This window comes from Leifsonia soli (genome assembly GCF_013408745.1).
Taxonomy (GTDB): Bacteria; Actinomycetota; Actinomycetes; order Actinomycetales; family Microbacteriaceae; genus Leifsonia; species Leifsonia soli.
On the sequence record NZ_JACCBJ010000001.1, the window covers coordinates 609804 to 625073 of the forward strand.

Annotated in this window: 13 protein-coding genes and 1 tRNA gene; 6 read left to right on the forward strand and 8 right to left on the reverse strand. The window is 69.1% G+C overall.

Annotated elements, in window-relative coordinates:
* Position 1: 1 nt before the first annotated feature.
* Positions 2–937 (reverse strand): ABC transporter ATP-binding protein, encoded by a 936-nt coding sequence (locus tag BJ963_RS02995; protein WP_179454517.1) that lies wholly within the window; start codon positions 935–937, stop codon positions 2–4.
* Positions 938–947: 10 nt separating this feature from the next.
* Positions 948–1763: a histidinol-phosphatase gene (gene hisN / locus BJ963_RS03000; RefSeq protein WP_179454519.1), complete on the reverse strand. Its 816-nt coding sequence runs from the start codon at positions 1761–1763 to the stop codon at positions 948–950.
* A 59-nt stretch (positions 1764–1822) separates the two neighbouring features.
* On the opposite strand from hisN, the gene BJ963_RS03005 reads away from it, so the two are divergent.
* The 6 genes from BJ963_RS03005 to BJ963_RS03030 all read left to right on the forward strand — a co-directional run bounded on the left by BJ963_RS03005 (position 1823) and on the right by BJ963_RS03030 (position 8405).
* Positions 1823–2179 carry a hypothetical protein gene (locus BJ963_RS03005; RefSeq protein ID WP_179454520.1) on the forward strand — a complete coding sequence of 119 codons (357 nt, stop codon included), beginning with the start codon at positions 1823–1825 and terminating at the stop codon, positions 2177–2179.
* A gap of 118 nt (positions 2180–2297) precedes the next feature.
* The gene (locus BJ963_RS03010; protein ID WP_231946779.1) at positions 2298–3374 is read left to right on the forward strand and encodes an AI-2E family transporter; all 1077 of its coding nucleotides are present in this window, start codon (positions 2298–2300) and stop codon (positions 3372–3374) included.
* 77 nt (positions 3375–3451) lie between these two features.
* A tRNA-Lys gene (locus BJ963_RS03015) sits at positions 3452–3527 on the forward strand.
* A gap of 515 nt (positions 3528–4042) precedes the next feature.
* Positions 4043–5458 carry a 3' terminal RNA ribose 2'-O-methyltransferase Hen1 gene (locus tag BJ963_RS03020; protein ID WP_179454521.1) on the forward strand — a complete coding sequence of 472 codons (1416 nt, stop codon included), beginning with the start codon at positions 4043–4045 and terminating at the stop codon, positions 5456–5458.
* Entirely contained in the window at positions 5455–7995 is a 2541-nt protein-coding gene (locus BJ963_RS03025; RefSeq protein ID WP_179454523.1) for a polynucleotide kinase-phosphatase, read from the forward strand. The genes BJ963_RS03020 and BJ963_RS03025 overlap by 4 nt, the downstream gene beginning before the upstream one ends.
* Positions 7996–8153: 158 nt before the next feature.
* Positions 8154–8405 (forward strand): hypothetical protein, encoded by a 252-nt coding sequence (locus BJ963_RS03030; protein ID WP_179454525.1) that lies wholly within the window; start codon positions 8154–8156, stop codon positions 8403–8405.
* Between the two features lie 1315 nt (positions 8406–9720).
* On the opposite strand, the gene BJ963_RS03035 is transcribed toward BJ963_RS03030, so the two are convergent.
* The 6 genes from BJ963_RS03035 to BJ963_RS03060 form a co-directional block, all read right to left on the reverse strand.
* Positions 9721–10842 carry a fatty acid desaturase family protein gene (locus BJ963_RS03035; protein WP_179454527.1) on the reverse strand — a complete coding sequence of 374 codons (1122 nt, stop codon included), beginning with the start codon at positions 10840–10842 and terminating at the stop codon, positions 9721–9723.
* A 99-nt stretch (positions 10843–10941) separates the two neighbouring features.
* Complete coding sequence (locus BJ963_RS03040) at positions 10942–11112, reverse strand: hypothetical protein (RefSeq protein WP_172824198.1); 171 nt, start codon at positions 11110–11112, stop codon at positions 10942–10944.
* A 57-nt stretch (positions 11113–11169) separates the two neighbouring features.
* Complete coding sequence (locus BJ963_RS03045; RefSeq protein WP_179454529.1) at positions 11170–12012, reverse strand: NAD(P)-dependent oxidoreductase; 843 nt, start codon at positions 12010–12012, stop codon at positions 11170–11172.
* A gap of 58 nt (positions 12013–12070) precedes the next feature.
* Positions 12071–13369 carry an RNA polymerase sigma factor gene (locus tag BJ963_RS03050; RefSeq protein ID WP_179454531.1) on the reverse strand — a complete coding sequence of 433 codons (1299 nt, stop codon included), beginning with the start codon at positions 13367–13369 and terminating at the stop codon, positions 12071–12073.
* 14 nt (positions 13370–13383) lie between these two features.
* Entirely contained in the window at positions 13384–13725 is a 342-nt protein-coding gene (locus tag BJ963_RS03055) for a YciI family protein (RefSeq protein WP_089912050.1), read from the reverse strand.
* Between the two features lie 101 nt (positions 13726–13826).
* Positions 13827–15224 carry an MFS transporter gene (locus BJ963_RS03060; RefSeq protein ID WP_179454533.1) on the reverse strand — a complete coding sequence of 466 codons (1398 nt, stop codon included), beginning with the start codon at positions 15222–15224 and terminating at the stop codon, positions 13827–13829.
* Positions 15225–15270 lie beyond the last annotated feature (46 nt).

Genomic DNA, 15270 nt, shown 5'->3' on the forward strand with positions numbered 1-15270 from the left:
CTCAGTCCTCCTCCCGGCTCTCGGCGCCGTAGACCTCGACGAAGATGTCGTCGAGCGACTTCCGGGTGGGCGAGAAGCGGGAGACCGGGACGCCCGCATCCACCAGTCCGCGCAGGATGGCGGACGGGTCGGCGCCCTCTGCGGCTTCCAGCTCGGCGTGCCCGGCCTCGTCCGACAGGATGCGGTAGGCGGCGGAGTCGGGGAGGCGACCGCCGTCGTGGTCGACCTGGACGATCGTTCCGCCGAACTGCTCCTGCACCTCCTCGACCGTGCCGTACGCGCGGGCGACGCCGTCCTTCAGGAGGATGACGCGGTCGCACAAGCGCTCCACCTCCTCCATCTGGTGGGTCACCATCATGACGGTGGAGCCTGCGCGCTTCTGGTCGTCGATGATGTCCATCAGCAGGCGCCGGTTGACCGGGTCGAAACCCTTCGTCGGCTCGTCGAGGATGAGCAGCTCCGGCTCGTTCATGATCGTCACGCCCAGCTGCACCTTCTGCTGCTGGCCGCCGGAGAGCTTGTCGAGCCGCACCTTCTCCTTCTCGCCGATGCCGACGCGTTCGAGATACTCGCGCGACCACCGCCTGGCCTGTTCGGCGCCGAGGCCCTTGAGGCGCCCGAAATACACCATCACGTCGATGACGGACTCCTTCTTGTAGAGTCCGCGTTCCTCCGGCAGGTAGCCGAGGCGTTCACCCGCCTCCGGGCTGAACGGCCGGCCGTCGATGTGCAGGACGCCCGCCGTCGGCTGGTAGATGCCGAGCAGTGCCCGGATCGTGGTGGTCTTGCCCGAGCCGTTGCTGCCGAGGAACCCGAAGGTCTCGCCGCGGCGGATGTCGAAGGACAGATCGCGGATCACCGTCGTGCGCCCGAAGTCCATCCGGAAGTTCGCGATGTGGACCAACGGCTCCGTCGTCGTGGGGGTCTGTTCGCTCATCGAAGCCAGCCTAGGGGAGCGGCCCGGCGTCGGCGAGGGCCTCCAGCAGGGCGGGGTGGAGCAGTCTGTTGGAGGCGAGCGACGACCCGTTGCCCGGGCCGGGCGTGCCGTCCACCGAGGTGAACGAGCCGCCGGCCTCCTCCACGATCGGGATGAGGGCGGCGAGATCGTAGGTCTTCACGCCGAACTCGGCCACCGCATCCACCAGCCCCTCGGCGAGCAGCATGTACGACCACATGTCGCCGTACGCCCGGTCGCGCCAGATGCGGCGGGTGAGCGCGATCAGCCGGTCGAGGTAGCCCGCCTCGTCCCACTGCGCGATGCTCTGGAAGCTGAGGGAGGCGTGCTCCAGGTCGGCGACACCGGAGACGCGGATGCGGCGCGGCTCGGCGCCGGGCGCATCCGTCGTCCACGCTCCGCCGCCGGCCACGGCCCACCAGCGGCGGCCGAGGGCGGGGGAGCTGACCACGCCGACGCGGGGGACGCCGTCGACCGCGAGGGCGATGAGCGTTCCCCAGACCGGCACGCCGCGCAGGTAGTTCGCGGTGCCGTCGATGGGGTCCACGATCCACTGGCGGGCGGTGTCGCCCTCCGTGCCGTACTCCTCGCCGAGGATGCCGTCTTCCGGGCGCTCGGCGGCGATGGTCTCGCGGATGGCGCGCTCCACCGCCAGATCCGCCTCCGTGACCGGCGACCGGTCGGGCTTCGTCTCGACGTGCAGGTCGCGGTCGCGGAAGTGCGTCAGTGAGATGCGATCCGCCTCCTCTGCGAGCCGGAGGGCGAGGTCGAGATCGGCGGCGAGGGCGGGGGATGCGGTGTCAGGCACGATCCGAGCCTAGCGTCGCGCCCTTGGCAGGTGACCTGCCCGCGGGTAGGAGTGGACGCATGAGGAAGATCGTGTACGCGGGCTCGACGTTCTATACCGGAGATGCGCTCGCGGAAGCGCTGCTGGACTATGCGCGGGCGCTGGCCCGGCACGGCATCGCCGACACGATCTTCGTGCCGGGGCGCACGATGCAGGGGGAGACCGACGAGGTCGAGCTCCTCCTCGGGCCGGCCAGCCAGATCGTGAGCGAGCCGGTCGAGCTGGTCGGGGAGGAGATCGACGACGACGAGCTCCTGTCGCAGCTGCGCACCCTGACCGCGCAGCTGGCGCCGCACAAGTCGGCGGCCGAGCCCGCCGACGGCTCCAGCGGCTCCGACGACGAGGGGGAGCGCCGGACCTTCGACGACATGCTCTGACGCGCGCTGCCGGACGTTCTGCGCTCGGCGGAGCTTGTTGGCCGGTGCCTGCTCCCAATACGCTCGCGGTAGCCCTGCGGGGCGGAGCGGAGGCACCATGCGTTTCATCCGGAGACCCGTGAGCGCGCGCGAGCGCGTCGCCGCCCCGGAGCCGCTGCTGCGGCGCAGCCCCTTCCTGTTCGGCTACCTCATCGCCCTCGGCGCGATCGGCGCGGTCGCGACGGGCTACATGCTGTACGGGCTGCGCTCCATCATCTTCTCCGTCTTCCTCGCGATGTTCGCGACGGTCGGCCTCGACCCGCTGATCCGCTGGTTCCAGCGGAGGGGGATGCCGCGCGTCTGGGCGATCGTGACCGTCATCCTGATCATCGTCGCCGTGCTGGTCGCGATCATCTGGGTCGTGGTCCCGCTCATCGTGCAGCAGATCTCGTTCCTCGCGACGGCCGTTCCGCAGGAGATCACCAAGCTGCGGGCGGAGGGCTGGTTCGACACCGTCAACCAGGCCAGCAACGGCGTGGTCGGGCAGATCGTCGGCTGGATCTCGGAGCAGGTGCAGAACCCGCAGACCTGGGCCACCATCGGCAACGGGCTCGTCGGGTTCGGCCTGTCGGTGCTGAACGCGGTGACGACCGGATTCTTCATCGCCATCCTCACCATCTACTTCATCGCCTCGTACGACTCCACCAAGCAGGCCGCCTACCGTCTGGTGAGCCGTTCCCACCGCGACCGGTTCGAGAGCTACGCCGAGCGCATCCTGCAGAACTTCGGCAAGTACCTGAGCGGGATGGTGGTGCTGGCGTTCTGCAACTCGGTCTTCAGCCTCATCCTGCTTCTCGTCACCGGGGTGCCCGGCGCCTTCCTCATCGCGCTCGCCGCGTTCTTCATCACGCTCATCCCGCTCATCGGGACGGTGCTGACGACGGCGGTCATGTCGGTGCTGGCGTTCATCCACTCGCCGGTCAGCGGCGTCGTCGTGCTCCTGCTGATGCTGGTCTACATGCAGGTGGAGGCGTACATCCTCACACCGCGGGTGATGGGGAAGGCGGTGCAGGTGCCCGGATCGGTCGTCCTGATCTCCGCGCTCGCCGGCTCCACCCTGTTCGGCCTGCCCGGGGCGCTCGTCGCGATCCCGATCTCGGCGGGCATCATCCTCATCATCAAAGAGGTCGTGATGCCCCGGAAAGAGCTCCGCTGAGCCGAGCGATCCTCGATTGGCGGGAACCGCGAAACGGATGCTAATGTTGAGCCTCGGTTCGGGAAACCGGATCGGATGCGCCTCTAGCTCAATCGGCAGAGCAATTGACTCTTAATCAATGGGTTCAGGGTTCAAGTCCCTGGGGGCGCACCAACACCGCAGGTGGCGAGAAGCTCCCGATCCCATGGAAACACTGGGATCGGGGGCTTCTTCGTTTCCGGCGGTTCGTCCCGCAATGGGGTCGAGCACTTCCTCGGCTGGGTTGCTCAGCCGAGCGGCCTCAGCGGCGGGAAGAATCTGCGGGTCTTCTGGAATTCCGTCCCTCATAACGAGAACGAGGCCTCTGCCGACGACAAGAACTGGGCCGCGCGCGAACCGGACCCTGACGCGCCATAACACTAACGGGCAGGCGGTAGCGACGCGGAGCGTCCAGCCGAGCTTCGCGATGGCGCGATAAGGCTGAAGTGGTTTCAGCGGACACGGTGGCATTTCGCCTGCTGTTCAGAGCGTCTTGGGTCTCCAACCGGCCAGGTACTTGTCCGCTAGCAGGAACTACCCGGCGCCGTCATCTCCCGGGCCTACGGGCTGCGGGACCATACACTGAAAGCTGAGGGCGCGGCGGAGCGTCTCGGCGGCAATGCCGACAATCGACCAGGGGAGGGCGCCGCGTGCTGCTGACCGTCACCTACCGCGGCTCTGAACCCGGTGACCTCGGGTTCTTGCTGCACAAGCATCCTGACCGGGTGCATGACTTCGAGCTGCCTGTCGGGCATGCGCATGTTTTCTATCCGGAGCTCGATGACGAGCACTGCACGGCCGCTTTGATGCTGGAGGTCGACCCGATCGAACTGGTCCGCAGCAAGCGGTTCCGTGGTGATGCTGGGACGCTCGGGCACTACGTCAACGATCGCCCGTACGCGTCCGGGTCGATGCTCGCCGTTGCGCTCGGGTCGGTGTTCCGCACGGCGATGACCGGCCGTTGCGACGCGCGTCCGGAGCTCGCCGCCTCCCCGCTGGAGGTGGAGATCGGGCTGCACGCGGTACCGCTCCGCGGTGGTGACGACCTTCCCGAGCGACTCTTCGTGCCGCTCGGCCTGTCCGTGGAGCAGTCGGAGACGCTGCTCGATGGCGAGTATCCCGAATGGGGGCGGTCGCAGTACGCGAACATCACCCTCCGTGGCACAACGCTCCTCGGGGAGGTGCTCCGGCAGCTCTATGTGCTGCTCCCGGTGCTCGACGACGCCAAGCACTACTGGGTCGCGGACGCCGAGGTCGACAAGCTGCTGCGCGCAGGCGAAGGGTGGCTGGCCCAGCACCCGGAGCGGGATCTCATCTCCAAGCGCTACCTCGCCCACCAGCGCGAGTATGTCGTCGCGGCGACCGCGCGGCTCGCCGAGCTCGATCAGAGTCCCGGACCGGCGGACACGGCGACCGACAGCGCTTCCGGCGCCGATGGGGGCGAAGACACGAACCGGCCGCTCAACCGGCTGCGCGGCGACGCGGTGCTGGCGGCGCTCCAGGATGTCGGTGCGCGAACCGTCGCGGATGTCGGGTGCGGACCCGGCGCACTGCTCTCCCGGCTGGTGGTCGACCCGCGGTTCACCCGGATCGTCGGAACCGACGTCTCACCCGCGGCGCTCGAGACGGCGGCGCGACGCCTCGACCTCGCCGAGCGCAGCGATGCCCAGCGGGAGCGCATCCAGCTGCACCCGTCGTCCGTCACGTACCAGGACGACCGGATCGCGGGACTCGACGCGATCGTGTTGATGGAGGTCATCGAGCACGTCGAGCCCGAGCGTCTCGACGCCCTCGCGCGTTCGGTGTTCGGCCTGGCGACGCCGGCCGCGGTGATCCTGACGACGCCGAACGCCGAGTACAACTCCCTCTACCCGACTCTCGCTGCCGGGGAGTTCCGGCATCCTGATCACCGGTTCGAGTGGACCAGGGCGGAGCTGGCCGGATGGGCCGGCGAGGTCGCCGATCGATACGGCTATCGAGTGGAGTTCCGGCCGGTCGGAGTGCCGGATGCCGTGCTCGGACCGCCGACGCAAATGGCCCTGTTCCGGAAGGAGGCGTCCGCATGACCGAGCTACGCATCCCCGCCACCTCCCTCGTCGTGCTCGTCGGAGTCAGCGGGTCAGGCAAGTCGACGTTCGCGCGTGAGAAGTTCGGCGCGTGGGAGACACTGTCCAGCGATGCCTTCCGGGGGCTGGTCTCCAACGACGAGAACAGTCAGAGCGCGACGGGCGACGCTTTCGAGGCGCTGCGGTTCGTGGCGGCCAAGCGGCTTCGCGCCGGCCTGCTTACCGTGATCGATGCTACGAACGTCCAGGCCACGGCGCGCAAGAGCATGGTCGCACTGGCCAAGGAGCACGACGTGCTGCCCGTCGCGATCGTTCTCGACGTTCCGGAGCGCGTCGCCGTCGAGCGCACGGAGGCCCGTGACGATCGGGGCTTCGGTGCGGAGGTCATCCGTCGCCAGTCGAAGCAGCTCCGCAGCGGTCTGTCGAGTTTGCGCCGCGAGGGGTTCCGGACGGTGCATGTCCTCAGCGATCAGGCGGAGGTCGACGCGGCGACGATCGTCCGTACTCGCCTGCTCAACGACCGTGCAGACGACCACGGGCCGTTCGATGTGATCGGCGACGTGCACGGCTGCCGCTCCGAGCTCGAGACGCTCCTGGCCCGGCTCGGTTACGACATCGCGCGCGACAGCCAGGGCCGGCCGGTCGACGCCGTCCATCCGGATGGCCGCCGCGCGCTCTTCCTCGGTGACCTGGTCGACCGTGGACCGGACACGCCCGGCGTGCTCCGCCTGGTGATGGGGATGGTCGCCGCCGGACACGCGATCGCGGTCCCCGGCAACCACGAGGACAAGCTCGCGCGGGCGCTGCACGGCGACAAGGTGACTGTGGCGAACGGGCTGGAGACCTCCCTCGCGCAGCTCGCAGAGGAGTCGCCGGAGTTCCGCGACGAGGTGCAGGCGTTCTGCCGCCAACTCGTCTCGCACCTGGTGCTCGACGACGGCCGGCTGGTCGTCTCGCACGCGGGCCTGCCCGAACAGTTTCACGGGAGGGCGTCGGGTCGGGTTCGGGCTTTCGCGCTGTACGGCGACGTCACGGGAGAGAAGGACGAGTACGGTCTCCCCGTGCGCCTCGACTGGGCCCGCGACTACCGTGGCGCGGCTACCGTCCTCTACGGACACACGCCCGTGCCACGCGCCGAATGGGTAAACAACACGATGTGCCTCGACACCGGCTGCGTGTTCGGCGGCGCGCTGACAGCACTGCGCTACCCGGAACGCGAGCTCGTCGCCGTGCCCGCCGAGCAGGTCTGGAGCGAGCCCGCTCGCCCGTTCGCAGTCGCCGTCGACACCTCCGCCGAGCGCGACGACGACGTCCTCCGGATCGAGGACGTGCTGGAGACGCCGATCATCGAGACGCGCACCTCCGGGAAGATCAGGCTGCGCCCGGAGTTCGCCCTCGGGGCTCTCGAGACGATGAGCCGGTGGGCAGTGGACCCGCGCTGGCTGCTCTACCTGCCGCCGACGATGTCGCCGCCGGGGCCGTCGTCCCGCGACGGGATGCTAGAGCACCCCGACGAGGCGTTCGCGGCGTACCGGAAGAGCGGTGTCACGCGCCTCATCGCCGAAGAGAAGCACATGGGCTCGCGTGCAGTGACGCTGGTGACGCGCGACGCGACCCGGTTCGGTGCACCCGACGGGTGGCGAGGCATCGTCCACACCCGCACGGGGCGTCGGTTCTTCCCGTCGGCCGCCGACGAGGACGCGTTGCTGTCCCGCGTGCACGAGGCGGTCTCCCGGGCCGGGCTCTGGGAGGAGCTGGACACCGACTGGCTGCTGCTGGATGGGGAGATCCTGCCGTGGTCACTGAAGGCCGGTGCACTCATTCGCGAGCAGTACGCCGCGGTGGGCGCGGCGGCGGCATCCGCGCTGCCCGCCGCCGTGGCGACGCTGGAACGCGCAACCGATCGAGGACTCGACGTCTCGCCGATCCTGGACCGGACGCGCCGACGCCAAGGCGACGCGGCCCGGTACGTCGACGCCTACCGCCGCTACGTCCAAAGGACCGACGGCATCGAGGGAGTCCAGCTCGCGCCCTTCCAGGTGCTGGCCGCAGAGAGCGGCGTGCACGCCGAGAAGGAGCACGCCTGGCACCTCGCGCTGGCCGACCGACTGGTCGCGGCCGACCCGCTGCTGTTCCGCGAGACCCGGCGACGCGAGATCGACCTCGACGACCCCCTGTCGGTGGAAGCCGCTGTCGACTGGTGGACTGCGCTCACCGAGGCCGGAGGCGAGGGGATGGTCGTCAAGCCAGCGACCGGCCTCGTGCGGAATGAGCGAGGTCTGGCCCAACCCGGCATCAAGGTGCGGGGCCGCGAATACCTCCGAATCATCTACGGACCGGATTACACCGAGCCATCGAGCCTGGACCGACTCCGCGAACGCAACGTCGGCCACAAGCGCTCGATGGCACTACGCGAATACGCGCTCGGTCTCGAGTCGCTTCACCGCTTCGTGGAACACGAGCCGTTGTGGCGGGTACACGAAGCGGTGTTCGCCGTGCTGGCCATGGAGTCAGAACCTGTCGACCCGCGGTTGTGAGCGACGCGCCAGATTGATCAGGTAGCGGTCACTGCCGAGCCGGCAGGGCACTGGCCTCCCGAGTAGCGAAAACACATTCACTCTTTCAAACGTGGAGCCGCCGGGAACGTGCCACTGCCTTGTGTCACAATTCGACTACCCGAGCGAGGAGACATGGCGTGGCCAACTTGTTGCGAACAGTCGTCCTGATGTTCAGCGGCGGTGCGTTCGCGATCGTTGGCGTTCTGCTCTGGCGTCATGCCAAGGGGGCGGCCGAGTCGTTTCGTAAAACGGGTTCGATGGTATTCGGGGACAAGACCGCTGAAACCGTCTACACGGCGTGGAACGTGAAGTGGGGAGCCGGCGCGAGCGTTGTGATCGGCGCAATCATGTTCATTTCTGGTTTGGTCGCCACCATTCGGCTTCTGTGAGCCGACCGTCGACTATGAGTGGGAATAGGGGAGCTTTGCGAGCCCGAGTCCTCACCCGGTGGGTCGCCTATTACGCGGTTGCCCTCCTGTGGCCGATCTTCCTCGTGTTCACGATGGTCGAGCGGATTCGGACGTCATCGCTGGGTTCTTCGACGGAGCTGACCATCGGGATGGTGGTGCTCGGCGCAGTGCTCCTTGCGGCGCTCGTTGGTTTCCCGTTGTGGGTTCTCCCGAACACTCGATGCCGCGCCGTGCTACGTCGTCGTTTTCCTGATGCGGTCGTGCTCGTCGCGCGACGCGATGATTTCCGCCGTTTCATTGACGTGGACGCGCTCGACGTCCCGTACCGAAGAATCCCGTACTTCCTCACGGTTGTTGCAGATCGAGACTCACTCTCGGCGTGGGCAGGGGGAGAGCCGGGAGAAGAGCCCCGAGAATTCGTTTCGATTCCGTGGCTCGTGTTGACCCCATTCGAGCGGGCCGCGACAGAGGGAGTGCTTCCGCAGTCCGTCCTGCGTTCTACCGCGCAGTGGAACGGCGAAGCGCAACCGCTGGAGTTGACGCGATCGGGACAGAACGCGGGGCGCTATCCGCGAGAGCAGGGAGCCGGAGACACCACGCGTGGCCCGCGCCACCGAGTCGTGAGCCATCGCCGGAATCCGCGTCGAGTGGTGACCAGATGTCGCAACTGGGTCACTCGGTGGACGGCGCGACCTAGTGGATGCGAGATTCTGTGATCCGCGCCCGTGAACTCCTCTCGCCGGCTACTCCACCATGCCACGGGCGTGAGTGACCACCACCGATAAGGGGCCTCACCAGTCTTGGCCCCTCCGGTGCGCAGCAGGTGGCGCGTAGGCGCCTGTCCCGCGCCCTCGATCCCGCAGCGCAATGAACAGGTAGGCCCCGGCGATGGCCCACGCCCAAAGTGTGGCCAGAAACCATGGCCACCAGTTCGGGAGACCGCGAATCGCGTAACTCACTCCGAGTGCTCCGCACGCTGCGCCGAGGATTCCCCACAGTACCGCGTGGATGATTCGAGGACGCCCGAAAGCCCATCGAACCCAGCGGGGAAAGCTACCCATGCTCATGCTCCATTCCTGGCGGGTTGCAGTCGGGCACGAAAATTAGCGAGTTCGTCGCGACCTTACAGAGGTCCCGTCACCTACTTGGACGAGGGGATCGACGGATCGTGACGAGGTCCCTCAGATGATGTTGAGAAGAGCACAGAGCCGGACACGCCACGCGCGCCCGCGCCGCCGAGTCGTGAGCCGTTGCCGGAATCCGCGTCGAGTGGTGACGTGATGTCGCGACTCGGTCACTCGGTGGTCGACGCGACCTCGCGCAGCTCCAGGAGGGGGCAGGCGAACGGGTCCTTGTCGCCGAGGCCGACCTGGTTGATGTGGCGGGTGACGATCGCGTAGGAGTGCAGGAGGGTCGTCTCGGTGTAGCGGGTGCCGTTCGCGTCGCAGAAGGCGCGGATCATCGGCGCCGCCCGGCGGAGGTGCGGCCGGGGCATCGAGGGGAACAGGTGGTGCTCGATCTGGTAGTTGAGGCCGCCCATCAGGAAGTCGATGGTGCGTCCTCCGCGGATGTTCCTGCTCATCAGCACCTGTCGGCGGAGGAAGTCGAGCTTCATGTCGTGGGGCACCAGCGGCATCCCCTTGTGGTTCGGCGCGAACGACATCCCCATGTAGAACCCGAACAGCCCGAGCTGCACGCCGAGGAAGGCGGCCGCCTTGCCCGGCGGGAGGACGAGGAGCACCAGCGTCAGGTAGCCGATGATCCGGATGGCGAGGAAGGAGATCTCCACGGCCCGCCGTCGCAGGACTCCGTGGGCGAAGACGCGGCGCACGCTGGACGCGTGCAGCGACAGACCCTCGAGAAGCAGGATGGGGAAGAAGAACCAGCCCTGGTGGCCGATCAGCCAGCGCAGCGGCCGCGAACGCTTCGCCTCCACCTGCGCCGCGGTGAACGAGATCACCGGGAGCTCGATGTCGGGATCGGCGCCCACCTGGTTCGGGTTGGCGTGGTGCCGGGTGTGCTTGTGCTGCCACCAGCCGTAGCTCATCCCGACGAACAGGTCGCCGACGATGAGGGAGATCCAATCGTTCCAGCGGCCGGAGCGGAAGATCTGCCGGTGGGCGGCGTCATGGCCGAGGAAGGCGATCTGGGTGAACACGAACGCGAACACCACGGCGGTGACGAGCTGCCACCAGCTGTTCCCGATGAGCACGAACGCGACGATCATGGCGGCCGTCACGACCGGGACCAGGATGAGCTTGGTCCAGTAGTAGCCGTAGCGCCGGCGCAGGAGGCCGGCCTCGCGCACCTGCGTCGCGAGCTCCGAGTAGCCCCCGTCTCGCCCGGCCGAGCGCGCAGCAGTCGGGCGTACGGCAGTCAGGCGTGCTGCCGTCGAGGGGATGGACGGTTGCGTCATGGCGGACCCCGAATCGTTGCGAGTCGCGCCGGGGTCTCGGACGCTGGTGAGAAAATTCTACGCCGCGCACCGCCGATGTGGACGGGCGCGGGCAACCTCTCAGGTGCGGTTGCGCTTCGAAAGTGCGGAGCGCCGGACGAACCCGATCACCAGCGTGGCGATCACCAGGACGATGCCGATGATCCCGAGCCACAGCAGCCCCTTGATGGCGAAGCCGACGATCGCGAGGATCACCCAGAGCACGACGAGAACGATCACCAAGATGAGCATGCCCCGACCGTACTCCGCGGACGCCAGGAAGGAACCCGTCCGGCCGGGCGAAACGCCTCAGCGGTCGCGCGCGATCACGGAGAAGTCCTTGTCGCCGAGGCCCGCATCCACTGCCCGCTGGAGTTCGGCGGCCACCAGGGCGGCGGCCGGGAGAGGAGCATCGGCGGTCGCGATCATGAGGCGGAGGTCTTTCGCGAGCAGGGCCGCGGAGAACTGCGTGTCGTCGAAGTCGCCGGACGCGACCACGGGTCCCTTCATACCGGCGATGGGCGCGATGGTCGTGAGGGGCAGCATCGAGAGCACCTCGTCCGTGGAGAGCCCGCCCGCGCGGCCCAGCCGGAGCGATTCGGTCAGCGCCTCCATCGAGATGGCCAGGGCGAGGTTGGCGACGAGTTTGGCCGCGGCCGCCTTCTCGGGGCTGTCGAATGTCCGGATCTTGTCCGGGTCCGCCCACAGGGCGACGACACCGCGGGCGTCGCGCACCGCGTCGTGCTCGCCGCCGATCAGCACCGCGAGGCTGCCGGCACGCGCCGGGGCGAGCGACCCGACGACCGGCGAGTGGACGTACCGCACGCCCGCGTCGGCCGCCCACGCGGCGAAATCGGCCGCGTCGGAGGGAGCGACGGTCGTGATGTCGACCCACAGGGCCCCGACCGGGATCGGGAGCGACGACTCCATCACCGTCTCCCGGACCGCCTCCGGCCCGAACAGGACGGTGATCACGACGTCCGCCGCCTCGACGGCTGCGGCGGCGGAGGGAGCGATGCGGGCGCCGCGGCGTCCGACGGCTTCCGCCGGTTCGGGGGAGCGGTTCCACGCCGTGACGCGGTGACCGTTGTCGATGAGGTGTGTGACCAGCTCGCGGCCCATGCGGCCGAGCCCGAGGAAGGCGATGTCCATGGCCCCACTGTGCGCCTGCGGCCGCGCAGACGGAAGGGGGCCGAGCGAAGGGGCCGGGTCAGTCGCGCCCGGTGAGCGCATCCCTCTGCCCGAGGAGGAACGCGCGCTCCGCGTCGCCCCCGCACAGCGAGGCGGCGACGGCGTACTCCTCCGCCGCCTCGCGGGTGCGGCCAGCACGTCGCAGCAGCCCCGCCCGCACGCCGTGCAGCAGGTAGAAGCCGGCGAGCGTCTCGCGCAGCGGGTCGAGCGCAGCCAGGCCCGCGTCGTTCCCCTCCACTTCGGCCACGGCGACGGCGCGGTTCAGGGCGACGACGGGAGTGGGGGAGGTGCGCAGCAGCTGGTCGTACAGGGCGACGATCTGCGGCCAGTCGGTGTCCGCGGCGGCCGGGGCGTCATCGTGCACCGCCTGGATGGCCGCCTGCAGCTGGTACGGCCCCGGTCGTCCCTGGGCCAGGCACCTGCGCACCAGGTCGTGCCCCTCGGCGATCTGCGCCGCGTTCCAGCGGGTGCGGTCCTGCTCGGGAAGCGGCACGAGCGCGCCGTCGGCGTCCACCCGGGCGGCGCGGCGCGCATCCACCAGGAGCAGCAGCGCGAGGAGGCCGAGCACCTCCTCCTCGTCCGGCAGCAGGGAGCGCAGCTCGCGCGCCAGGCGGATCGCCTCCGTGCACAGGTCCTCCCGCACGAGCCGGTCGCCTGCGCTCGCCGCGTAGCCCTCGCTGAAGACGAGGTAGACCACCGCCAGCACCGACCGCAGCCGGGTCGGGAGGTCATCTGCGGACGGGATGCGGTACGGGATGCGCGCGTCGCGGATCTTCGCCTTCGCCCGGGAGATGCGCTGCGCCATCGTGGTCTCCGGCACGAGGAACGCCCGGGCGATCTCGGCGGTCGTGAGGCCGCCGAGCAGCCGCAGCGTCAACGCGACGCGGGCCTCCGGCGACAGGGCGGGGTGGCAGCAGGTGAAGACGAGCCGGAGGCGGTCGTCCGCGATCGCATCGGCGTCTCCGTCGGTGTTTCCACCCGAGTCGGCGCCGGAGTGGGCGTCGGCCGTGTCATCGCGGGTCAGCCGCCCGAGCAGGACGGCCTCCGCCTCCTTCTCGCGCCCCACCGCGTCCCGCCGCAGCCGGTCGATCGCGCGGCGGCGGGCCGTCGTGATGATCCAGCCGGCGGGCGCGGGCGGGATCCCGTCGCGTGGCCAGCGCACGAGAGCGGCGGCGAAGGCGTCCTGCACCGCGTCCTCGGCGCGATCGAGATCGCCGAAGACGCGGTACAGCACCGAGACGGCGCGGCCGTACTGCTCCCGGAAGACGAATCCGACCGCGGCGGCGTCCGGCCCGGGGGTGGTCGCTTGGTCCTCCATCCGACGGGCTCCGGTCAGCCCGCGAAGGGCCGCACCTCCACCGGCAGAGTGGAGGCGATGGCGAGGCGCCTGCCCCACTCGAGGGCGGCATCCAGGTCGGGCGCCTCGACGATCGTGAAGCCGCCGAGATGCTCCTTGCCCTCGGCGAACGGGCCGTCGGTGACGAGCACCTCGCCGTCCTGCGGGCGGAGCACGGTGGCCGACGAGACCGGAAGGAGGCCGTTGGAGAACACCCAGGCGCCCGCCGCGCGGATGTCCGCGTTGAGCGCGTCGAGGTCGCGGCCGATGGCGGCGAGGGCCTCGGGCGAGGGGATGGGGCCGTCCGGCTGGTAGACGCTGAGCAGGTACTGGGTCATGATCGTGATCCTCTCCGGAGCACCGCCGATGGGTGCTCTCACCGTCTACACGAACACCCTGCCGCATTCTCGACAGCGACGGCGGAATCCGTTTCGCGGGATCACGCCGGCGCGCGGCGGTGGCGGTCCTCCGGCAGGAAGATCGCAGCGATCAGGCCGCCGACGCCGAGGATCGCCAGAGCGCCCATCGCCGTGCCGTAGGCCGCGCCGCCCGCGTCGATGTTGGCGACGAGGATGGTGCCGGCGATCGCCGTTCCGAGTGTCGATCCGAGGTTGGACACGCTCCGCGACAGCCCGGAGATCTCGCCCTGCGCCTTCTCGGGGAACGAAGACTGGACGACGTTCACCGACGGCGTCAGCATCAGGCCGAGCCCCGCGCCGATCAGGAACAGCCCGGGCACGAACGACCACTCGGTCGTGCTCACCGCCACGAGCCAGATCAGGAGCACCACCCCGGCGAGGCAGAGCACGAACCCGGTCAGGATGAGGTCGCGCTGCGAGAAGAGCTTCGCCAGCCGTCCCGCCACCAGCGAGGTGAGGAGGAGTCCGACCGTCGCCGCGGTGAAGATGACGCCGGTCTCGATCGCGTTGTGGCCGCGCACCACCTGCAAGTAGGCGGACACGGTGAACGACGTGCCCATCAGCAGCACCCACTGCACGTTCTGGGTGATCAGCGCGATGTTCGACACCCGGTTCGCGAACAGCGCGGTCGACAGCAGCGCCTCCTTGCCTGCGCGCTCCCGCCTCCGCACCCACCAGAAGAACAGGAACAGGATGACGAGCCCGGCGACGACGAGCGCGATCATCAGAGGGACGCTGGAGTCCGCCGCGAGGATGCCGAGCACCAGCACGAACAGGCCGAGGGCGGAGAGCACGGCCCCCACGACGTCGAACGGCCGGCCGGGGTCGGCGGGCACGGGGTCGGTCAGCCGCCGGCTGAGAAGCAGGATGACCACGATGATCAGCGTCTGGAACAGGAAGGCCGCCCGCCAGCTGATCGCGCTGGTGATCAGGCCGCCGATCAGCGGGCCGGCGGCGGCGCCGATGCCGCCCAGCGCGCTGATGATGCCGAACGCCCACGCGCGCGTCGCGATGTCGGGCAGGTAGAGCGTGGTCAGGATGTACACCGGCGGGATCAGCAGAGCCGTCCCGACCCCCTCCAGGAGGCTGTTGCCGAGGATGAGGGCCCATAGCCCGGGCGCGAACGCGCTGATGATCGCCCCGACGCCGTAGACGATCAGCCCCAGTGTGAAACAGCGCTTCCGGCCGATCTTGTCGGTGAGCTTGCCCGCCGGGATCATCAGGGCCGCCATCGTCAGCAGGAAGAGGGTGATGCTGACCTGGATGCCCTGGACCGTCGTGTCGAGGTCGCGGGACATGTCGTTGATCATCACGTTCATGTTCGACCCGGCGAAGCTGCAGATGAACTGCGCGAGTGCGAGGGGCGCGATCAGGCGCCGGACCGATGCGTGCGAGACGCCGACGGCTGCTGCGGTCATGGTGACCTCCGATCGGGAGGGCGGACTCCGCCCGGATGGTAGCTCC